Origin of the sequence: Citricoccus muralis, assembly GCF_029637705.1 — a bacterium.
Classification (GTDB): Bacteria; Actinomycetota; Actinomycetes; order Actinomycetales; family Micrococcaceae; genus CmP2.
This window is the reverse complement of record NZ_CP121252.1, coordinates 2295291-2314668: the sequence shown is the minus strand read 5'-3', so window position 1 is coordinate 2314668 and position 19378 is coordinate 2295291. Positions and strand designations below refer to the sequence as shown.

Sequence of the window (19378 nt, the reverse complement as noted above, 5' to 3'; positions counted from 1 at the left end):
ATAGCTTGTTGGCTGACTGTGCCTTGAACCATTGGTGTGTCCATTCGGTCAAGGGCAGTAGTTCAGAATATCCAGTCCACCTTGCCCCTTGCGTCCTGTGAGGATCCTGCAGTGTGGACCAGACGATTGTGGAGGACATGGCTAAGAAGGAAGGTGTCATCGAAGTCGAGGGCACGGTCACCGAGGCATTGCCGAACGCAATGTTCCGGGTCAAGTTGCAGAACGAGCACATCGTGCTCGCCACGATTTCGGGAAAGATGCGTCAGCACTACATCCGTATCCTGCCCGAAGACCGCGTGGTCGTCGAGCTTAGCCCGTACGATCTGAATCGTGGTCGTATCGTGTACCGCTACAAGTAATCAGTTCATCGACAAACCCCCGTACAACGCTCAAGGAGGAGCCATGAAGGTTCAGCCCAGCGTGAAGCGGATCTGCGACAAGTGCCAGGTGATTCGTCGCCATGGCCGCGTGATCGTGATCTGCGAGAACCCACGCCATAAGCAGCGCCAGGGCTGATCGTCCGCTAGGACGAGCCACCCGTAGCTGCACAAAATACGGCCCGAAACAGCGGCCAACATCATGACAGGGAATGCGGAAGCTCTTGAGCTATCGCAACCAACCTCCGGATAGGCAAAGGCCGGAGACTTTCACCGCATCGCGCAAGCCGACTTCAGTCGAGTTCTTCGACCGGGCCGGAACGGCGGATGCAGGCGATGTGCTTCGCCAGGTGGGAGGACGGAATGATGCAGACCTTTGCTAAAGAAGAACAAGGAGAACGGCCATATGGCACGTCTAGCAGGCGTTGACATCCCGCGCGAAAAGCGCGTGATCATCGCTCTTACGTACATCTACGGCGTGGGCAAGACCCGTGCAGAGCAGGCAATCGAGGCTACGGGGGTCAACCCGAGCACTCGCGTGAAGGACCTCACTGACGCTGAGCTGGTCCAGCTGCGCGACTACATCGAAGGCAACTTCAAGGTTGAGGGCGACCTCCGTCGTGAGGTCGCCGCCGACATTCGCCGCAAGGTTGAGATCGGCAGCTACGAAGGTCTGCGGCATCGCCGTGGCCTTCCGGTGCGTGGACAGCGCACCAAGACCAATGCTCGCACCCGTAAGGGACCGAAGAAGACCGTGGCAGGTAAGAAGAAGTAGTCTTAGCTACTTCCTTCGCCGCCTCTGGTTGCGGTCAGCATCCATAGCACAGCTTTCGTAGGAGAACTTCATGCCCCCCAAGACACGTGGTACGGCGCGCAAGGGTCGCCGTAACGCCAAGAAGAACATCGCTCAGGGCCAGGCCCACATCAAGAGCACTTTTAACAACACCATTGTTTCCATCACCGACACGACCGGCGCAGTCATCTCCTGGTCCTCTGCCGGTGAAATGGGATTCAAGGGTTCGCGTAAGTCCACCCCCTTCGCCGCACAGACTGCCGCTGAGCAGGCTGCCAAGCGCGCGCAGGAGCACGGCATGCGCAAGGTCGACGTATTCGTGAAGGGCCCGGGCTCGGGCCGCGAGACCGCGATTCGTTCGTTGCAGGCCGCTGGACTGGAGGTCGGCTCCATTCAGGACGTGACTCCGTCAGCTCACAACGGTTGCCGTCCGGCTAAGCGCCGCCGCGTCTGACGTTGTCTCACGCGTTGCTGTTGCCGGCGGCGGGATCGGGCGAAGCCATAACGTTCGATCCACAGCCGGTGACGTAACGCGTCCCCCAGCCCATAACATTCGTTTCCACCCCCCGCGTGCGTCATATGGCGGACGTTCGCCGAAAGGAAATGTCAGTGCTCATTGCACAGCGTCCCACGTTGACTGAAGAAGTCGTCGCCGAGCACCGCTCCCGGTTCGTGATCGAGCCGCTGGAGCCGGGTTTCGGTTACACCCTCGGTAACTCCCTGCGCCGTACTCTGCTGTCCTCCATCCCCGGTGCTGCGGTAACCAGCATCCGCGTGGATGGCGTGCTGCACGAGTTCTCGACCGTGAACGGCGTCAAGGAGGATGTCACCGAGGTCATCCTGAATATCAAGAAGCTGTCGGTTTCGTCGGAACACGACGAGCCGGTCGTTGCCTACCTGCGCAAGCAGGGCCCCGGCACCGTCACCGCAGCAGACATCACGCCTCCGGCTGGTGTCGAGATCCACAACCCGGACCTGCACATCGCCACGCTGAACGGCAAGGGCAAGTTCGATATGGAACTCACCATTGAGCGTGGTCGCGGCTACGTGACCGCAGCACAGAACAAGACTCCGGACGCTGAGATCGGTCGCATTCCTGTCGACTCGATTTACTCGCCGGTTCTGAAGGTGACCTTCAAAGTCGAAGCTACTCGTGTCGAGCAGCGCACCGACTTCGATCGTCTGATCCTCGATGTCGAGACCAAGGAAGCCATGGCACCCCGCGATGCAGTGGCCTCCGCAGGTTCCACCCTGGTGGAGCTCTTCGGACTCGCTCGTGAGTTGAACGTGGCAGCTGAAGGAATCGAGATCGGCCCCGGGCCGTCGGACAACGCTGTTGCCGCCGACATGGCTCTGCCGATCGAGGACCTGGAGCTGACTGTTCGCTCGTACAACTGCCTCAAGCGTGAGGGCATCCACTCCGTGGGTGAACTAGTCGCACGCTCCGAAGCAGACTTGATGGACATCCGGAACTTCGGCGCTAAGTCCATCGACGAGGTCAAAGAGAAGCTGGTGGAACTGGGCCTGTCGCTCAAGGATTCCCCGGCTGGCTTCGATCCTTCTCTGCACTCTCAGGAGTCAGAGGACGAGCCGTTCGGCGACTACTGAACCACGAAACATTAGCTTCTGTGCATCCACCGATCACGGAAGACATCTGAGGAGAACCAACTATGCTGACCCCAACCAAAGGTCCGCGCCTGGGTGGCAGCCCGGCTCACCAGCGGATCATGCTGGCCAACCTGGCCGCGAACCTGTTCGAGCACAAGTCCGTGACCACCACGGTCACCAAGGCCAAGCGTCTTCAGCCTTTCGCTGAGCGCCTGATCACCTTCGCTAAGAAGGGCGATCTGCCTGCTCGTCGTCGCGTTCAGGGCCTGATTGCAGCCAAGAACCGCACCAACAAGTCGATCGTGCACGAGCTGTTCACGGTCATCGGTCCGGCTATGGCACAGCGTGAAGGCGGCTACACCCGCATCACCAAGATCGGCAACCGTCAGGGCGACAACGCTCCGATGGCCGTCATCGAGCTGGTCATGGAGCCCGTATCGCCGAAGCAGGCCGTGGTGAAGGAAGCCGAGAAGGCTGTCGCCTCCGAGGCTCCTGCTGAAGAGGTCGTCGTCGAGGAAACCGAGGTCGTTGAGGCCGAGGCAACCGAGGCTGAGGCCCCGGCCGAAGCGGAGGCACCTGCTGAGGATGCCGCTGAGGGCGAGACCAAGTAGTTTCCACCTAGCACAGCGCATAAGCTCCGGCCCCATGGATTTTCCGTGGGGCCGGAGCTTTTTCGTGGTCGAAGGGGAAAGACCATGGACTACAGGTATCCAGGGTGACACCGCAGTCGCAGATAGAATCGCTCTATGTCCCAACCACCTTCCGCCGCTTTTGCCCCCGATCATTTGGTGCGGATCAGGATTGATCTGGCCTACGACGGCGGGGCATACCACGGTTGGGCTATTCAGCCAGGATTGGATTCTGTTCAAGGCGCCGTAGAAGCAGGGCTGGAGATGGTGATCCGGCGCCCGGTACGAACAGTGGTCGCCGGTCGTACCGATGCCGGAGTGCACGCCGCGCATCAGGTCATCCACTGCGACCTGACGCCCCAAGAGTGGACACACGTGAGCCGACAACGCCCGGGGGTGACATCCGAAGATGCCTTAGTGCGCCGGCTCAACGGTGTCCTGCGGTCCCAGGAAGGCAGCGTTGTTATCCGCCGGGCCGTGGTCGCCCCAGACGGGTTCGACGCACGGTTCTCCGCCCGGGGGCGCTCCTACCGATACCGCATCGCGGATCAATTGGATTCCCGAGATCCACTCCAGCGTCGCTTCACACACTGGCACGGCACGGAGCTGAGTCTTTCGCTGATGCAGGCGGAAGCGGATTCGATGCTCGGACTGCATGACTTCCTCTCCTTCTGCAAACCGCGCGAGGGAGCGACGACGATTCGTTCACTGCGTCGGTTTGATCTGCACCGGGATCGCTCGGGGGTGATCCACGCGGAACTAGAGGCCGACGCCTTTTGCCACAACATGGTGCGTGCTTTGGTGGGCAGCTCCATGCTGGTCGGGGAGGGGAAGCGTCCGGCGGGATGGATGTTGGAGCGGCTCTCTGAACAGCGCCGTGGTTCCGACGTGCGCCTGGCTCCGGCACACGGGCTGGTGTTGGAGCGCATCGATTACCCAGAGTCGGCAGAGGGCCTCGCAGCTCAGGCGCTGCGGGCCCGAGCGCGGAGGACGACGACGGGCAGCGCTAACAGTGAGGATTGTCCCTCATCAGCTATACAGTAGCGACCGATGAGTCTCGCGGTCGCTGACCGAGCAGGACATCGCGTATGACGGAAGTTGCGGGCGAAGCGCCTCCGGGCGCGGACGCCAATTGCAACAATGACGTCGGAGCCCTGGTCACCGCTCTCGTGACGACACGGGGATGTCGCACTGACGAGAAGGACTCGGGCAGCAGGGACACGCCGATGCCTGCGGCCACGAGTCCCATCACGTTTTCCTGGTTGATGACCTGTTGCACCACCTGCGGAGAAGAGCCGTGCTCACGAAACACCTCTAGAGCTTTGGCAACGAATCCCGGCATGGAGGTGAAGGGGAAAAGGATCAAAGGTTCATCCGTCAGGTCTTCCGGGCCCAGCTCGGGCTGTTGGGCTAGTCGGTGATCTGTGGCGCATAGCCTTAGATGAAAGCGCTGGTCTGGGTAAGTGGTAGCGGAGTTCTGACGACCGGGAAGCACCTCTATGGTGCTTCCCGGTCGTCGGTTTCTCGAGTTTTTCTACTCCCAGTAGCCAGGGGCCGCTCGTGTCTGTTCACCTTGGTGGCGCCGCATATCAATGTCGCCAAGGTTTATCGTGCGGGCATTATTCGCCAGTCGATTGACGATACTATCCGCAGCGATTCTGTCAGGGAGAGCTGAAGCCCAGTACGCGGGCCCGGTTTGAGAAGCGATCATGGTGGCTGCCCGGTGTTCTCGGTTTGCCAGTATCGCGAAAAGATCGTTCGCGGCTTCAGGGTCAATACCGACGGTCAGGAAATCGTCGATGATGAGTAGATCCGCATCAGATAGCCGGTTCAACAAGGCCTGATGAGCGATGCCATCGCCTCGAGCGATGACGAGACGACGAGCGAGCTCGTCCATGCGGGTGTAGAAGACTTTATGCTCGTTGTGACATGCCGCTACGGCAATCGCGCAGGCAATATAGGTCTTTCCTCCTCCTGTGGGCGAGGTGATCAACAGGTTAGCGGTCTCATTGGCCCAGTCATGTGCGGCGTAGCGGGCCATCCTGGCTGGGGTAATGTTCCGTCCTTCTTGATAATGGATCTCCGCGATCGAGGCCCGCATGATCGGTAGCTGAGCAGCCAGGAGCAGTTTCTGAATGTTCTTCACTCTTCGCTGGTCTAAAGCGTCATCAACGGCCGCCAGGAATATTTGCTCCGGGGTCAGGTGGTCGTTGCTCTCATCGATGATGAGTTCTTCGAACTTCGCAGCCAAGTGAGTGATCCGTAAGGTACGAAACTTCTCTTTGTCCTCGGTAGTGAACACTGAATTCATCAAGGCCGGGCTCGCCGGTGTCGTGGTCATGGCGCTGTTCACCGTCCCTGCTGGTAGTAGTCAGCTCCACGCACGTAGATCTGTGCTGGATCGAGGGTATCGACGGCCGGCTGGGGCTTGATGGTGGCGGCTGCTGGCCTGTGTGGCCGAGATGTTTTCGTATCAGAATCAATGGCAGCCATGAGTCGCTTGAGTCCGGAATAGCTGGCATACCCACCCAGGTTGGCTAACTGCGTGCACGCAGCCTCGAGGCGTTGCTTATCGCGCTTGCCCAGGGACTCGAGAATGTTCTGGCACTCCAGATACCCCTGAGCCTCGATCTTATGGCGGTCTAAGACCGCGGTGATGATCTCCACGGTGGCCGGCCCAAACGCGGCCGCCCGACGGATAAACCAATCACGAGACCACAAGCCAGCGACGTCTTGGTGCTGGAGGGGTACATGCGCGGAATCAGTGGAGTACTGGCCCCGGCGGCCGTGTTTTCGTCGGTGCTCTGCAACGATGGCATCGCCATCGAAGATACTGACCTGTTGATCCGTCAGTCGTGCTCGCAGCAATTGACCTGCGAGTCGGTGAGGCACTGAGTAGTGCTGATAATCGCAGGTCACATGATAATTCCGTCCCACTTTGACCTGCCGGTATTCAACATCTTCAAACCCCTCAACAGGCAAGCCTCCCAAAGCAGATGCCTCTTCTGCCATGAATCGTTCGGCCCTGGTGGTCCCATCAGCCCGGCGGATCTCTTCATTGATTTCCCTCATCCGAACAGCGATCGCGGTGTTGAGCTCGGTCACGGTCGTGAAGACGTCTTCGCAGAGATATCCGATGACTCGCTTGTTGATCACCTGAACGGCAGATTCTACGGCGGCTTTGTCTCGAGGCTTGCGCACCCTGGCAGGCACGATCGCCGTTGCGTAGTGATCGGCTAACTGCTGGTACTTCGGATTCACGACCCGGGCAGACTCACCTTTGGTAGGGCGGTGAGTAGCAGTGGGCGCGTTATCAGGGACCACAATCTGGGGCACCCCGCCGAAATACTCGAAAGCTGCCTTGTGAGCGCTCAACCACGCGTTCATACGCATATCAGTGCATCCTGTGCAGTACACCAACCCCGAGTACGGCAACACCGCGACGAACAAGTAGACCTTGGTGATTTCACCGGTGACCGCGTCGCAGACCTGGAGGGTGTCACCGGCCCAATCGATGAATACCGCCCGCCCCGGTTCATGGTGCAAAGTGGCTACAAGATCGTTTCTTGCCGCGTAATCGCTGAAGAGGTGGCAGTACTGAGAATACGAGTATTTCCGCAGTTCGGAGGCCACACCGAGATAAGTTCTCCACCCCTGGAGCAAAGTGAAGTGACGGTTCGAACGCATCGATGCCACGACCGGGCCGAATTCCGGCGCTAGATACTCACCTGCAACTCGTCGGCGCCGATCGGGGAAGAGTTCCTCTACCCGTTCTACGGTCATGACAGCTACTTGATCACCTGTGAGGCCGTGCTCCTTGATCACCGCACGGGCTTTAGCGACGTCTCGTTGAGAACATCCTAAGGACTCAGCGATATCTCGATAAGACCGCGACTCCAGCAACAGAGACATGATCTTCTTGTAATCAACCACGATGAAGGCCTGCTTCCATGAATCTAGAAGAGAAAGCAGCGCCGGACGACGCCGCTACTCCTCAGCAGACCACAGTGCTACCACATACCCAGAACAACGCTTCCAGGTACCCAGACCAGCGCTTTCATCTAACGCTATGCGCCAATCTGCGGGTACCACCGCCACAATGCGTTCTTCGCGCAATGTGACGAAATCCAATCCGGGGTGCAGGGGAGCATCGCGGACGACTCCCAGGTCCAGGCGATGCTGCATGAGAGCTTCCAGCTGTTCACCGGTAACCAAGGGCTCCAAATCAACGCTGATACCGGGATGCTCCTCACGCATCTCCCGCAGGGCGAGCGGCACCACCTCGTAGCTCGCAGAAGACACAAACCCGAGACGCACTTGTCCCACTTGCCCCTCCGCCACGAGACCCACTTCGGCCGAAGCGCGGTTGACGTCGTCGAGAATAGCCAGAGCTCGAGGATAGAGACTGGTTCCTGCAGCGGTGAGCTGAACGCTGCGTGAGGTGCGGTCGAAGAGCGTGGCTCCAACCGTCTGCTCCAGACGTTTGATGTGCACGGTCAGGGGCGGCTGTGAGATATGCAGGCGAGCAGCAGCGCGGCCGAAATGAAGCTCTTCGGCCACCGCGACGAAATACCGTAACTGTCGCAATTCCATGGGCACTCCTGACTATTTGCAGTTCAAGAATGATCATATCCAGATTGATATTGGACGTGAACTGATTCTCGTGGGGTACTGGATACACCAGGAAATTGGTTCAGGCCGGTACAGGGGATCACATGATGGAAAGTTACGAATACGTTGTTGTCGGCGCAGGCTTGATGGGGGCCTCGACGGCCTGGCACTTGGCGCGCGATGGTCGTGAGGTGTTGGTGTTGGAGGCGCATGCGCCGGCCAATCCTTGGGGTAGCTCCCATGGCTCGGCGCGCATCTTTCGATACGCCTACAGTGATCCCTTCTACGTTGAACTGGTCAAAGAAGCGCGACGCTGGTGGACGGACCTCGAGCAGGAGTCGGGGCGGAACCTGTTGACGGCGACGGGCGCTCTCGACGCCGGCGCGCTACGGTTTCCAGCTCAATTGGCCAGCATCCTTGCCGATGCTGGGGTGGACCACGAACTCGTGGGCCCGCGTGAGGCGCGGCGTCGGTGGCCGATGCTTGACGTTGACAGCGAGGTGCTCTGGCACCCGGAAGCAGGAGCTCTCGACGCACAGGCCACCGTGGAAACGATGATCGCCCAGGCGCAGCGCCATGGGGCGGAGTTGCTGACGGGTTGGGACGTCGTCTCGGTGCAAGAACGCGGGAGTGGGCACGTTGTGGTGGCTCGAGATGGGCGGACCATACACGCTCGGCACCTCATCCTGGCGGTCGGCGGCTGGCTGCCCGAATTGCTGCCTCACCTCCCGATCGTCACCGGACCCCTTGTGGGGTCATTGCAGGTTCTGCAGGAGCAAGTGATCCATTTGCCGTATGCCGCAGAATTTGCGGACGCGGACTGGCCATCCTTCATCCATAAGACCCCGGAGATGCAGGTGTATTCGCTACCCGGTGGGCGGGATGCAGATTTTCGAGGGCAGAAGATCGCCGAGTTTAGAGGCGGGCGACCCATCGCGTCGTCTCGTCACAATGATCGCTCGCTGAACCAGGATGCTCGACAGCGCCTGCTGAGTTACGCCCAGGCGCATGTGCCTGGATTGGGGTTGGAGTCATATGCCGAGGCCAGCTGCGTGTTCACCATGACTCCCACGGAGAACTTCATTCTCCAGCGGTTCGGTAGTATCAGTGTGGTGTCTCCGTGTTCGGGGCACGGTGGCAAGTTCGCCCCGCTCATCGGACGCCTGGTAGGGCAGATGGTCGCCGGAGCGGCCACGGTCCCAGAGCGGTTCACCCTCGACGGCATGATCGGCCCCGCGGGAGGCGGGGCGGCGGCCTGATTCGCTTTGCCTCAACGCCGGATTGCCGGTAGCATAGGTAGCTGTTGTGCGAGTCCTCTCGGAGTCTGCGGCGTTTGTGGTGTCGACGTAGTTGCATCGTCACATGGCACCCATCGTCTTCCGAGGAGCACGGACCCGGCCTCACGCCAGCCCTCACCTGGTGTACCGGAAGCACTCGAAGCACAGTGACAGCGCTACTGATCCTCACGAATCAGTGGTGCCCGTGACTGGACCCGACACCGAAAACGAAGGCAAACAACAGTGCGTACGTACTCACCTAAGCCAGGCGACATTGATCGCCAGTGGCATGTCATTGACGCCACCGACGTGGTGCTGGGCCGTCTTGCCAGCCAGACTGCAACCCTGCTGCGCGGCAAGCACAAGCCCACCTTCGCCCCCCACATGGACATGGGCGACTACGTCATCATCATCAACGCAGAGAAGGTTGCCCTCACCGGCGCCAAGCTCGAGAAGAAGAAGGCTTACCGCCACTCCGGTTACCCGGGCGGTCTGACCTCCACCACCTACGCTGAGCTGCTGGAGAAGAACCCGGTGCGCGCAGTGGAGAAAGCTATCCGCGGCATGCTGCCGAAGAACAAGCTCTCGGCCCAGGTCCTGGACAAGCTGAAGGTGTACGCCGGTGGCGAGCACCCGCACGCCGCTCAGCAGCCGACTCCCTTCACCATCGATCAGGTGGCCCAGTAAGGGTCAGCCCCACTTTAAGAACTTTCAAGGAGAACCATGACTCTCAACGAGAACGAGGTCACCGAGGAAGTGGAGCTGACGAGCTACACCTCCGAGTCCACCTCAACCCCTGAAGGCGCTGCTCCGACCGAGCGCCCGGCACTGACCGTCGGCGGTTCCGCTGTGGGTCGTCGCAAGCAGGCTGTCGCCCGCGTGCGCCTAGTGCCCGGCACCGGCCAGTGGACCGTCAACGGCCGCGAGCTGGCCGTGTACTTCCCGAACAAGCTGCACCAGCAGGAAGTCAACGACCCGTTCACCCTGCTCGGCCTCGAAGGCGCCTACGACGTCATCGCCCGCATCCAGGGTGGCGGCCCCTCCGGTCAGGCTGGCGCTCTGCGCCTCGGCATCTCCCGTGCCCTGAACGAGATCGACCGCGAGAACAACCGTCCGGCCCTGAAGAAGGCTGGCTTCCTGACTCGTGACGCCCGCATCATCGAGCGCAAGAAGGCCGGCCTCAAGAAGGCTCGTAAGGCTCCTCAGTACTCGAAGCGCTGATCCTCGGATCATCCGTCACGAAAGCCCGTGTCGCTCCTCTTGGAGCAGCACGGGCTTTCATGCGTGCGGGGTCAGAGTACGACGATGAGATTAAGCCGAAAAGCGCCCACCCACCAGGGTGCGCCGACCAAAAGTGTTGTTGCGACGGAGCCCAGTAACCGCAACCACCACGAAGACCGGGCGGCACACCAACATCGCGCTCCCGGCACCGCCCCTGAGCCGAACAGGGCCTCGGCCAAGAATAGCCCGGTATGCATCGTGGAGAAGTATTGGGTGTGCTCCACGAGATTTGCCGCCCGATCGCGGGGCGGTGGGAAGCGCAAGACATCCCGGGAATTGCTGGAGTCATAACTGATCGGGTCGAAGACCGACTTCGCCTGCACATTCAGACACTGCGCGCGTTGGCCGAGATCAGCCCGCCACCGGACGGTGGGGCTGATCAACGCGGCCAATAGGATGAAGAACACTATCGGAATGAGCGCGGAGGCGTGCGCCGTCGGGGAGAACGTCACAGTCGGGACGACCATAGCAGTCAGGGCTGCATCGATCACACCGAACACCTCGGGGGCGTGCAACAGACTCATGCGCCGCGCAATCTCGCGCCCTTGGGAGCGGCCCACCATGCAAAGTGCGCCTCCCTGTGCAGAGACCTTCTGTGCTCGATCGACCAGGTGAGGAACCACGGTGTCCTCGAATCGATTCGACCGGTACAGCCAGGCATCGCCCAACACCGCCACCAGAATGCGCCGCAGTCGTTCGCGTACCCGCGGCAGGGGCACCGCGAATAATCCGGCAAAGAGACCGGCCGGAATCAGCGCCAGCAGGGCCACCAGTGCGGCCACCAGTACCAAACAGGTCGACATGACCTGATCGATCCGCGGCCAGCCGCGTGACCGGATGCGGTCCTCGACGGTGCGGTCCTGATACCAGGCCGCTGCCACGATCACCGGCATCAGCGGCGCCACCCGCAGCGCCCACCAGAACACGTCGCGCAGGGAGGGGGGAATCGATCAGGTGATGCCAGGCCAGGTCATGGAAACGCACGACGACATCGTGGTCGGCGAGCTGGACCTGGGCTCGGTGCCGCGCACGCCGATACCGTGCACGCACAGGCACTCGATGATGGGTTGGCGGGTTTCGGCGTCGTCTGGTGTCATGCATCCTCCCCGTATCAGTTTTCGAAACGCTGTCATTTCATGACGTCGGTTACCGTCAAGGAAGACTAGCGCCAACGCACGGCGCCCCGTACCGCGTGCACGCGGTACGGGGCGCCGTGGTGCGGACACAGACTCAGAGCACCTTGGAGAGGAAATCCTTCAGTCGGTCGGTCTGGGGATTCTCGAACAGGTCTTTCGGATTTCCCGACTCGGTCACCACGCCGTCGGCCATGAACACCACGCGGTCGGCAACCTCGCGGGCGAAGCCCATTTCGTGGGTCACCAGAATCATGGTCATGCCTTCCTTAGCCAGGTCGCGGATGACCTGGAGTACTTCGCCGACCATCTCCGGGTCCAGCGCGGAGGTGGCTTCGTCGAAGAGCATCACCTCGGGGTTCATCGCCAGCGCGCGGGCGATCGCCACGCGCTGCTTCTGACCACCCGAGAGCGAAGAGGGACGCGCATCAGCCTTGTCGGACAGCCCTACGCGGTCGAGCAGCTTCAGTGCGGCTTCACGGGCCTCCGAGCGGGACTTCTTCTTGACCTGCATCGGGGCGAGCATGATGTTCTCGGCGACCGTCATATTTGGGAACAGGTTGAAATGCTGGAACACCATGCCGACATGCTTGCGCACCTCATTGATGTTCACCTTCGGGTCGGAGAGGTTGTGTCCGCCGATCCAGACGTTGCCCGATGTTGCCTCCTCGAGGCGGTTGAGGCAACGCAGCACGGTGGACTTACCGGAACCCGACGGCCCGATCACGCAGACCACCTCTCCGGTCTTCACCTGAGCGTTGATGCCCTTCAGCACCTCATTGGAGCCAAAGGACTTGTGGAGGTCCTCGATGCGGATGATGTTGGATTCGTCGTCGAGGACGAGCGGCAGAGTGCCGGTGTGATCGTTCACGGGGGTGCTCACTTGTTCACCTTCTTATCGACGTAGTTGGCCAGCAAGGTCAGCAGGTAAATCGTGACGAAGTAGATCACACCGACGATGAGCAGCACCTCGGTGACGCGGAAGTTGGCCGCGTAGATCTGCTGAGCCTGGTAAAGGAGCTCGCCGAAGCCAATGGCCAGCAGCAGCGAGGAATCCTTGATCATGATCACGAGCTGGTTGATCAGCGACGGGGTCATCATCTTGAACGCCTGCGGCAGCACGACCTTCACCATGGACTGCCCGTAGGACATGGCCAGGGAGCGGGAGGCTTCCATCTGCCCGGGATCAACCGACTGGATGCCGCCGCGGACGATTTCTGCGATGTAGGCGGCGCCGTTGAGTGACAGGGTGAGCACACCGGCGACCCAGATGTTCACGGTGGTGCCCAACAGCAGCGGCAAACCGAAGTAGAAGAAGAACGCCCACACCAGGATCGGGGTGCCGCGGAAGACGGCGATGAACGTGGTGGCGATGCCGCGCAGGAAGATGTTGCGCGAGACCTTCAGGAAACCGAACCCCAGGCCGATGACCATGGCCAGCGCGAAGGAGATGGCGGTGACCAGCAAGGTGTTGCCCAGGCCGGACATCAGCGCCGGAAAGATCGAAGCCGCCAGTCCGAAGAACGTGGAGGTATCCGGTCCGGAGTCTTCGTTGCCGATGTAGGTATCGAGGATCTCGTCGTATTGGCCGGATTCCTGCACATTCTGCAGACCAGCGTTGAACATTTCCAACAGGTCGGCGTTCTGATCCTTGTTGACGGCAAAGCCGTATTCGCCAGCCGGCTCGGGCTCATCGATCATCTCGAGTCCGGAACCCTGCTGGATGCCATAGGCAATGATCGGCAGGTCATCCATCAGCGCATCGGCATTGCCGGTCTTCACGGTCTGAACCATGGTGGTGGTCTGGTCCAGGGAGGTGATGTTGAAGTCGATCTCTTCTTGCTTCTCCTTGGCGACTTCCTCGGAGAGCGAGCCGGTCTTCACCGCGATGGTCTTGCCTTCGAGGTCGTCCCAGCCGTTGATCTCCTCGTTGCCCTCGTCGCGGGCCAGGGTGATCTCGCCGGTGAAATAGGGGTCGGAGAAGTCGTAGATCTCCTGGCGCTCTTCGGTGATGCTCATGCCGGCGATGACGCCGTCGACCTGGTTGGCGGTCAGTGCCTGCAGGGCGGCGTTGAAGCCCAGAGACTGGAACTCGACCTGGAAGCCCTGATCCTCGGCAATGGCGCGCATCAGGTCCATATCGATGCCGACGAGTTCGCCGGAGGCGTCGCGGAATTCGAAGGGGGCGAAGGTTGTGTCCGTGCCGATGATGTAGGTTTCGCCGGTAGAGCCGCCGGTGTCTTCGCCGGCGGCCTGAGCTGCGGGGATGCCGAATCCGAGCAGGGCCATCAGCATCAACACGGCGGTGACCACCAGCCCGCGGGGCCGGTTCCGTCTCATATTGTCTCCTGAGGTGTGAGTCACAGATGTACGCGTCTGACGATAGTTGATCCGCGTCGATTCTCCTAAGGTGTTGTTCAGCCAGAATTCAGCTCGGTGTTTTTTCTGCTGAAGGTCCACGACAGCACGCCGAGGCCGAAGAGTTTCAGAGATCAAGCGTTTGGCTCTAGAATCAGGATTGATGTCTAGATTGTTTGGTACCGATGGAGTTCGCGGAAAAGCGAACGAGACCCTGACCCCGGAGCTGTCACTGCAGCTGGCCCAGGCTGCCGCTGTGGTGCTCGGCCACGAGGTGTCCGATGGCCGCCGCCCTGTTGCGGTGGTGGCCCGTGACCCGCGTGTTTCCGGTGAGTTCATCAACTCCGCCGTACGTGCCGGCCTCGCCGCTTCCGGCGTCGACGTCTTCGACGCGGGCGTGCTGCCCACTCCGGCTGCCGCGTTCCTGGTGGGGGACATTGACGCCGATTTCGGTGTGATGATCTCCGCCTCGCATAACCCGGCACCCGACAACGGGATCAAGTTTCTGGCACGCGGTGGCGAGAAGCTGACTGATGAGCAGGAAGACGCCATCCAGCGGCAGATGGAACTGCCGCCACACCGTCCTACCGGCGCAGAAGTGGGGCGTATCCAGCGTTTCGCCGATGCCGAAGATCGCTACGTGCTGCACCTGCTGCGCTCGCTGCCGAACCGCCTCGATGGCGTGAAGGTGGTGCTGGACTGCGCCCACGGTGCCGCAGCTGGCTGCTCACCGGAAGCCTTCGCGACCGCCGGTGCCGATGTGATGGTCATTGGTGCTGACCCGAACGGGCTGAACATCAACGATGGCTACGGCTCCACCCACCTAAACAAGCTACAGGCCGCTGTCGTCGCCAATGGCGCGGATCTGGGCATCGCCCACGATGGCGACGCCGACCGATGCCTGGCCGTGGATGCCGAAGGCAACGTGATCGACGGCGACCAGATCATGGGCATCATGGCCGTGGCCCTGAAGGAATCCGGCGCCCTGCGTGATGACACGCTCGTGGTGACCGTGATGAGCAACCTCGGGTTGAAGCTGGCCATGCAGCGCGAAGGCGTCAACGTGGTGGAAACCAAAGTGGGTGACCGCTACGTGCTAGCCGGCATGAAGTACGGGGATTACTCCCTGGGCGGCGAACAGTCCGGTCACGTGATCTTCTCGGACTATGGCACGACCGGTGACGGTGTCCTGACGGGCCTGCACTTGGCCGCTCGTGTGGCCGCCACCGGACGTAGCCTGTCCGATCTGGCCAACGTGATGGAACGACTGCCCCAGGTGCTCGTCAATGTGAAGGGCGTGGACAAGAATCGCGCCGCCAGCGATCCTGCTGTGCAAGCGGCGGTTGCGGCTGTCGAGGCCCGTTTGGGCGAGACTGGTCGAGTGCTGCTGCGCCCCTCGGGCACCGAACCGGTGGTCCGGGTGATGGTCGAAGCGGCTGATCGGGAGTCGGCCGAACAAGAGGCCCAGGAACTGGCCGAGCTCGTCGCCCGCGAACTCGCACTGTGACCCGCTGATGTCCGGCGAACCTGGGCCCGAGAATGCGGATCTAGTCGATGACGACGTCGAGACGCTCCGCGAGGACCTGCGGCATCGGCGCTGGCTGGTGTTCGTCAGCATCGTCATCGCCGCCACCGTGTTGACAGGCTTAGCCTGGTGGCTTGCGGGGGCGCCCACCTGCGAGAACCCCGACAACAACTGGATGCCCTGCTGGTCCCCGCGCTAGATGACCTTAACGACGAAGGCGGTTCCCTCGAGGGGAACCGCCTTCGCTGTTCAGTGGTGTGATGTGACGGTGACGCCGAGGCGCCTTCCGTGAAGTCAGGCCTGATGCGCTCCGCCACCGTTGGTGCGGTTCTGAGCGGCAGGGGAGACCAGCGCGTCGCGGATTTCGGTCAGCAGAGCGATGTTCTCGTCGACCTCTTCCTCGGGCTCGATGCCCAGACGCTTGTTGCGCATCTCGATCATCTTGTTCATGGGCATGACGATGATGAAGTAGACGGCAGCGGCGACCAGCAGGAAGTTGATCACCTGGGTGAGCAGCACGCCGAACTGGATTGCGTTGCCGTTGAGGTAGACGACGAAGAAGTTGTCGTAGTCCTGGGACCCGACCAGACCGGAGATGAACGGCATCAGCACCGCATCCACGAGCGCGTTCACGACCTGCGAGAACGCAGCGCCGATGATGACCGCAACCGCCAAATCAATGACGTTGCCCTTCATGATGAACTCTTTGAAGCCTTTAAGCATGGCAACAGTGTACGGGACGAAATCTGTCAACCGAAGACACATTTGTCGACGCCACGCCGGTGCCTGCTAATGTTTATCGGTTTGCTCAGCTCTTGCCAGAACTGATGAGTAACCCAGATGCGGGTATCCCGCGAAGTCAGTGCGGTATTGGAATCAGTAGCCCGGTGCGGCTGGCAAACCCCAGGCGGTCTCGAGCACACCGCCAGCGTCCATGATCTCTTGCGCGGCCTCGGTGCCCAGATAGCGCAGGTGCCAGGGCTCGTAGCTGTAGCCGGTAACCGATTCCGCGCCGTCCGGATACCGGATCACCCAGCCGTGCTCCGCGGCATGCTCGGCCACCCAGCGCCCCGCCGGCGTCGACTCGAAACAGCTCTCCAGCGTGCAGGCGCCGTCGGAGCCCACCACATCCATGGCCAGCCCGGTCTGGTGCTCGGAATATCCGGGGCGCGCGGAAATACGGTCGGCCGCGGCAGCGCCCTGTTGGTTGACCCAGTGCTGATAGGTGCCCACCTGATAGTCGTAGGAGCGGTAAGCGCTCACCACGCTCAGCGACACGCCATCGGCCTGGGCGGCCGCGAAGAGCGCGGCGGCGGCGTCCGCGGCGGGCTGGCGCAGCTGCAGGCCGGATTTGGTGGTGGACACGCTCAGGCCGGTCAGATCCGTCGGCGCCCACTGCGGCGGGTTGAGTGGATTCTGCTTATTCACGACGACGGTCAGTGAGGATGGATCCTGCTGGCCGGACGCACCGCTGGCCGCTGGCTCGGGGGTACTCGCTGCCGAGGTGGCGGGGCTCGACGGGGATGCGGTCGCAGGCGTCGACGTGGTCGGGGGAGTCGCTGAGGTGTCCGTGCTGGGGGAGCTCGAGGGGATCGCGGAGCGCACGGTCTCCTCCTCGGTTGCCGGGTTCTCGGAGGTGCAACCGGTGGCGAGTAGTGCGGTGAGCATCAGCAGGGTGAGCGCGGCGGAGCAGCGGGTCATCTCGGTCTCAGACCTTCCTCATCAGCACGCGGGTCACCGCGTGTTCCTGATTCTTGGTCAACACCAGTTTGGCGCGTCCGCGCGTGGGCAGCACGTTCTGTGCCAGGTTCGGTCCGTTGATGCGGTCCCAAATATCCGAGGCTGTCTCCACCGCCTCGGCATCCGAGAGCTTGGAATAGCGGTGGAAGTACGACTGCGGGTCGGCGAAGGCGCCGGAGCGCAGCCCCATAAACCGGCTGATGTACCAGTCCTTGACCATCGAGGTCTTCGCGTCGACGTAGATCGAGTAGTCGAAGAAATCGGAGACGGAGAGTCCGGCGGTGCCATCGGCGCGTACTCGCGGGGGTGCGAGCACGTTGAGCCCTTCGACGATGAGCACGTCGGGGCGGCGTACCACCACTTCCTCATCCGGGACGATGTCATAGGTCAGGTGTGAGTATACGGGGGCGCGGACCTCGGGGGTGCCCGATTTCACATCGGCCACGAAGCGCAGCAGCCGACGCCGGTCGTAGGCTTCCGGGAAGCCCTTGCGGTCCATCAGTCCGCGCCGTTCCAGCTCGGCGTTCGGGTAGAGGAAACCATCGGTGGTGACCAGCTCGACCCGCGGTGTGTTCGGCCAGCGGCGCAGCATTTCCTGCAACACGCGCGCCGTCGTCGACTTCCCGACCGCCACCGAGCCGGCCACACCGATCACATAGGGGGTGGGGTCGGTGTACTCGCGGAGGAACTCATTGGAGGCCCGGCGCAATTGCCGAGATGCGGCCACATGTATGGAGAGGAGCCGGGACAGTGGGAGGTAGACCTCTTCCACTTCGGTGAGCGAGAGATGTTCGCCGATGCCGCGGAGCCGGTCGATATCGTCGAGATCGAAGGGTTGCTCCAGCTCGTGGGCCAGGCGCGCCCAGGTGGGGCGATCCAGTTCGGTGAAGGGCGAGTAATTCTGCTCAGACTCTGACGTGTGGGTCGAGAGGGCAGAGGTGTCGCTGCTGTCGTGGGTGTGAATAGTCACACCTGCCATTATCCATGTCGATGAACGTGCTGTGTGTTTTATGAGGACGGCGGGTGAACGACGCGTAGGGTAAAGCCGTGACCACACCTTCAGCTGAGCATTCGGCCGCGAGTCGCCGCACCCGCGACGGCGTGCTGTGCGCCATCGGCGCCTACGGGATGTGGGGCGTACTGCCCTTACTGTTCGCGGTGTTCACCGCGTTCCACGCCGTCGATGTGCTGGCCTGGCGCATCGTGTGTGCCCTGGTGATGTGTGTGCTGATGCTGGCTGTAACCCGTGGCTGGAAGCGCTTGGCCGCGGTGGCACGACGGCGGCGCGAGCACAGCATGCTGGCGCTGGCCGGGTTCTTGATCGCAGTGAACTGGTACCTCTACATCGTGGCCTCGACGACCGGGCACGTGCTGGAGGCCTCGCTGGGGTACTTCATCAACCCACTGGCCACGATTGTGCTTGGCGTGCTGGTGCTGCGGGAGAAGCTGCGACCATTGCAGTGGGTGGCCGTGGGAGTATCCGTGGTGGCGGTGGCCGTGCTGACCTGGGACTACGGTGCCCTGCCCTGGATCTCCCTGGCGCTAGCGGGATCGTTTGCGCTCTACGGTTTGGTGAAGAACCGGCTGGGTTCCTCGGTGGATCCGCTCACCGGCATGACCGTGGAGACCACCTGGCTGACCCTGCCCGCCGTCGCGTGGCTGTGCGTGGGCGGGTTGATCCCGGGGGCCGGCGCGCTGGGTGCCGGACTGGTAGGGGAGATCAGCACCTGGCAGTTGGTCGCACTGTTGGCCACTGGTGTGGCGACGGTGACCCCGCTGATGCTCTTCGCCGGGGCGTCTTCCCGGCTGCGGCTCTCCAGTGTGGGCATGTTCCAATACATCGCCCCGATCCTGCAATTCGTGGTGGGCTACGTTGTTCTCGGAGAGCAGATGAGCGCGGGGCGCTGGTGGGGCTTCGGATTGGTCTGGGTGGCGGTGCTCTTGCTGCTGGCCGATGTCCTGCGGGTACGACGCCGAAACCCGATACCTCCGTCGTCATCCTCGTGACGCGTACCGTACCTGAACACGAGCGGTCTCAAGTAACGC

The 19378-nt window shown here is 61.7% G+C and carries 24 protein-coding genes; 13 read left to right on the top strand and 11 right to left on the bottom strand.

The window, feature by feature from the left end; genetic code table 11:
• The first annotated feature begins 137 nt into the window (after window positions 1–137).
• From infA to truA, 7 genes are all read left to right on the top strand, one after another.
• A complete protein-coding gene (gene infA, locus P8192_RS10545; RefSeq protein ID WP_270107532.1) occupies window positions 138–359 on the top strand; it encodes a translation initiation factor IF-1 in 222 nt (73 codons plus the stop codon).
• 43 nt (window positions 360–402) lie between these two features.
• The gene (gene rpmJ / locus P8192_RS10540) at window positions 403–516 is read left to right on the top strand and encodes a 50S ribosomal protein L36 (RefSeq protein ID WP_270104707.1); all 114 of its coding nucleotides are present in this window, start codon (window positions 403–405) and stop codon (window positions 514–516) included.
• Between the two features lie 267 nt (window positions 517–783).
• Entirely contained in the window at window positions 784–1152 is a 369-nt protein-coding gene (gene rpsM, locus P8192_RS10535; protein ID WP_270104708.1) for a 30S ribosomal protein S13, read from the top strand.
• Window positions 1153–1222: 70 nt separating this feature from the next.
• The gene (gene rpsK, locus P8192_RS10530; protein ID WP_270104709.1) at window positions 1223–1624 is read left to right on the top strand and encodes a 30S ribosomal protein S11; all 402 of its coding nucleotides are present in this window, start codon (window positions 1223–1225) and stop codon (window positions 1622–1624) included.
• A gap of 155 nt (window positions 1625–1779) precedes the next feature.
• Window positions 1780–2778, top strand: coding sequence for a DNA-directed RNA polymerase subunit alpha (locus tag P8192_RS10525; protein WP_270104710.1), 999 nt, complete (start codon window positions 1780–1782; stop codon window positions 2776–2778).
• Window positions 2779–2840: 62 nt separating this feature from the next.
• A complete protein-coding gene (rplQ, locus tag P8192_RS10520) occupies window positions 2841–3389 on the top strand; it encodes a 50S ribosomal protein L17 (RefSeq protein WP_270104711.1) in 549 nt (182 codons plus the stop codon).
• A gap of 135 nt (window positions 3390–3524) precedes the next feature.
• A complete protein-coding gene (gene truA, locus P8192_RS10515; protein ID WP_278156882.1) occupies window positions 3525–4451 on the top strand; it encodes a tRNA pseudouridine(38-40) synthase TruA in 927 nt (308 codons plus the stop codon).
• On the opposite strand, the gene P8192_RS14555 is transcribed toward truA, so the two are convergent.
• Genes P8192_RS14555 through P8192_RS10500 form a run of 4 tightly spaced genes read right to left on the bottom strand, consistent with a single transcriptional unit; the run spans window position 4441 to window position 8000 of the window.
• Window positions 4441–4902, bottom strand: coding sequence for a LysR family substrate-binding domain-containing protein (locus tag P8192_RS14555; protein ID WP_431521110.1), 462 nt, complete (start codon window positions 4900–4902; stop codon window positions 4441–4443). The two genes, truA and P8192_RS14555, sit on opposite strands and share 11 nt — an antisense overlap.
• Before the next feature lie 39 nt (window positions 4903–4941).
• The gene (locus P8192_RS10510) at window positions 4942–5748 is read right to left on the bottom strand and encodes an ATP-binding protein (RefSeq protein ID WP_270105186.1); all 807 of its coding nucleotides are present in this window, start codon (window positions 5746–5748) and stop codon (window positions 4942–4944) included.
• Window positions 5749–5756: 8 nt separating this feature from the next.
• The gene (gene istA / locus P8192_RS10505; RefSeq protein WP_278156880.1) at window positions 5757–7340 is read right to left on the bottom strand and encodes an IS21 family transposase; all 1584 of its coding nucleotides are present in this window, start codon (window positions 7338–7340) and stop codon (window positions 5757–5759) included.
• A 54-nt stretch (window positions 7341–7394) separates the two neighbouring features.
• Entirely contained in the window at window positions 7395–8000 is a 606-nt protein-coding gene (locus P8192_RS10500) for a LysR family transcriptional regulator (protein ID WP_278156878.1), read from the bottom strand.
• 122 nt (window positions 8001–8122) lie between these two features.
• Here P8192_RS10500 and P8192_RS10495 point away from each other — a divergent pair, with 122 nt between their 5' ends.
• The 3 genes from P8192_RS10495 (at window position 8123) to rpsI (ending at window position 10516) form a co-directional block, all read left to right on the top strand.
• Window positions 8123–9277 (top strand): FAD-dependent oxidoreductase, encoded by a 1155-nt coding sequence (locus P8192_RS10495; protein ID WP_278156876.1) that lies wholly within the window; start codon window positions 8123–8125, stop codon window positions 9275–9277.
• Window positions 9278–9538: 261 nt separating this feature from the next.
• Entirely contained in the window at window positions 9539–9982 is a 444-nt protein-coding gene (gene rplM / locus P8192_RS10490) for a 50S ribosomal protein L13 (RefSeq protein ID WP_278156874.1), read from the top strand.
• Between the two features lie 36 nt (window positions 9983–10018).
• Window positions 10019–10516, top strand: coding sequence for a 30S ribosomal protein S9 (gene rpsI / locus P8192_RS10485; protein WP_270104716.1), 498 nt, complete (start codon window positions 10019–10021; stop codon window positions 10514–10516).
• Window positions 10517–10587: 71 nt separating this feature from the next.
• On the opposite strand, the gene P8192_RS10480 is transcribed toward rpsI, so the two are convergent.
• The 4 genes from P8192_RS10480 to P8192_RS10465 all read right to left on the bottom strand — a co-directional run bounded on the left by P8192_RS10480 (window position 10588) and on the right by P8192_RS10465 (window position 14049).
• Window positions 10588–11502 carry a hypothetical protein gene (locus P8192_RS10480; protein ID WP_278156871.1) on the bottom strand — a complete coding sequence of 305 codons (915 nt, stop codon included), beginning with the start codon at window positions 11500–11502 and terminating at the stop codon, window positions 10588–10590.
• A 24-nt stretch (window positions 11503–11526) separates the two neighbouring features.
• Window positions 11527–11673 (bottom strand): hypothetical protein, encoded by a 147-nt coding sequence (locus P8192_RS10475; protein ID WP_278156870.1) that lies wholly within the window; start codon window positions 11671–11673, stop codon window positions 11527–11529.
• 133 nt (window positions 11674–11806) lie between these two features.
• Window positions 11807–12559, bottom strand: a complete 753-nt coding sequence (locus tag P8192_RS10470; RefSeq protein WP_270107533.1) for an amino acid ABC transporter ATP-binding protein — start codon at window positions 12557–12559, stop codon at window positions 11807–11809.
• A 29-nt stretch (window positions 12560–12588) separates the two neighbouring features.
• On the bottom strand, window positions 12589–14049 hold the full coding sequence (locus tag P8192_RS10465) for an ABC transporter substrate-binding protein/permease (RefSeq protein ID WP_270104725.1): 1461 nt from the start codon (window positions 14047–14049) through the stop codon (window positions 12589–12591).
• A 181-nt stretch (window positions 14050–14230) separates the two neighbouring features.
• On the opposite strand from P8192_RS10465, the gene glmM reads away from it, so the two are divergent.
• Both glmM and P8192_RS10455 read left to right on the top strand, forming a co-directional pair.
• The gene (gene glmM, locus P8192_RS10460; protein ID WP_278156867.1) at window positions 14231–15574 is read left to right on the top strand and encodes a phosphoglucosamine mutase; all 1344 of its coding nucleotides are present in this window, start codon (window positions 14231–14233) and stop codon (window positions 15572–15574) included.
• 7 nt (window positions 15575–15581) lie between these two features.
• Window positions 15582–15791 (top strand): hypothetical protein, encoded by a 210-nt coding sequence (locus P8192_RS10455; RefSeq protein ID WP_278156865.1) that lies wholly within the window; start codon window positions 15582–15584, stop codon window positions 15789–15791.
• 95 nt (window positions 15792–15886) lie between these two features.
• Here P8192_RS10455 and mscL read toward each other — a convergent pair whose 3' ends face one another.
• The 3 genes from mscL to coaA all read right to left on the bottom strand — a co-directional run bounded on the left by mscL (window position 15887) and on the right by coaA (window position 18296).
• Window positions 15887–16315 (bottom strand): large conductance mechanosensitive channel protein MscL, encoded by a 429-nt coding sequence (gene mscL / locus P8192_RS10450; RefSeq protein ID WP_278156863.1) that lies wholly within the window; start codon window positions 16313–16315, stop codon window positions 15887–15889.
• Between the two features lie 153 nt (window positions 16316–16468).
• Window positions 16469–17293: a M15 family metallopeptidase gene (locus P8192_RS10445; protein ID WP_278156861.1), complete on the bottom strand. Its 825-nt coding sequence runs from the start codon at window positions 17291–17293 to the stop codon at window positions 16469–16471.
• A gap of 7 nt (window positions 17294–17300) precedes the next feature.
• On the bottom strand, window positions 17301–18296 hold the full coding sequence (gene coaA, locus P8192_RS10440) for a type I pantothenate kinase (RefSeq protein WP_278159799.1): 996 nt from the start codon (window positions 18294–18296) through the stop codon (window positions 17301–17303).
• A gap of 83 nt (window positions 18297–18379) precedes the next feature.
• Here coaA and rarD point away from each other — a divergent pair, with 83 nt between their 5' ends.
• Entirely contained in the window at window positions 18380–19339 is a 960-nt protein-coding gene (gene rarD / locus P8192_RS10435) for an EamA family transporter RarD (RefSeq protein ID WP_278156860.1), read from the top strand.
• Window positions 19340–19378: the final 39 nt, after the last annotated feature.

Coding starts and splice junctions, on each gene's coding strand:
- infA (WP_270107532.1), top strand. CDS start 138: ATGGCTAAGAAGGAAGGTGTCATCGAAGTCGAGGGCACGGTCACCGAG.
- rpmJ (WP_270104707.1), top strand. CDS start 403: ATGAAGGTTCAGCCCAGCGTGAAGCGGATCTGCGACAAGTGCCAGGTG.
- rpsM (WP_270104708.1), top strand. CDS start 784: ATGGCACGTCTAGCAGGCGTTGACATCCCGCGCGAAAAGCGCGTGATC.
- rpsK (WP_270104709.1), top strand. CDS start 1,223: ATGCCCCCCAAGACACGTGGTACGGCGCGCAAGGGTCGCCGTAACGCC.
- rplQ (WP_270104711.1), top strand. CDS start 2,841: ATGCTGACCCCAACCAAAGGTCCGCGCCTGGGTGGCAGCCCGGCTCAC.
- truA (WP_278156882.1), top strand. CDS start 3,525: ATGTCCCAACCACCTTCCGCCGCTTTTGCCCCCGATCATTTGGTGCGG.
- P8192_RS10510 (WP_270105186.1), bottom strand. CDS start 5,748: ATGACCACGACACCGGCGAGCCCGGCCTTGATGAATTCAGTGTTCACT.
- P8192_RS10500 (WP_278156878.1), bottom strand. CDS start 8,000: ATGGAATTGCGACAGTTACGGTATTTCGTCGCGGTGGCCGAAGAGCTT.
- P8192_RS10495 (WP_278156876.1), top strand. CDS start 8,123: ATGATGGAAAGTTACGAATACGTTGTTGTCGGCGCAGGCTTGATGGGG.
- rpsI (WP_270104716.1), top strand. CDS start 10,019: ATGACTCTCAACGAGAACGAGGTCACCGAGGAAGTGGAGCTGACGAGC.
- P8192_RS10475 (WP_278156870.1), bottom strand. CDS start 11,673: ATGACACCAGACGACGCCGAAACCCGCCAACCCATCATCGAGTGCCTG.
- P8192_RS10465 (WP_270104725.1), bottom strand. CDS start 14,049: ATGAGACGGAACCGGCCCCGCGGGCTGGTGGTCACCGCCGTGTTGATG.
- glmM (WP_278156867.1), top strand. CDS start 14,231: ATGTCTAGATTGTTTGGTACCGATGGAGTTCGCGGAAAAGCGAACGAG.
- P8192_RS10455 (WP_278156865.1), top strand. CDS start 15,582: ATGTCCGGCGAACCTGGGCCCGAGAATGCGGATCTAGTCGATGACGAC.
- mscL (WP_278156863.1), bottom strand. CDS start 16,315: ATGCTTAAAGGCTTCAAAGAGTTCATCATGAAGGGCAACGTCATTGAT.
- P8192_RS10445 (WP_278156861.1), bottom strand. CDS start 17,293: ATGACCCGCTGCTCCGCCGCGCTCACCCTGCTGATGCTCACCGCACTA.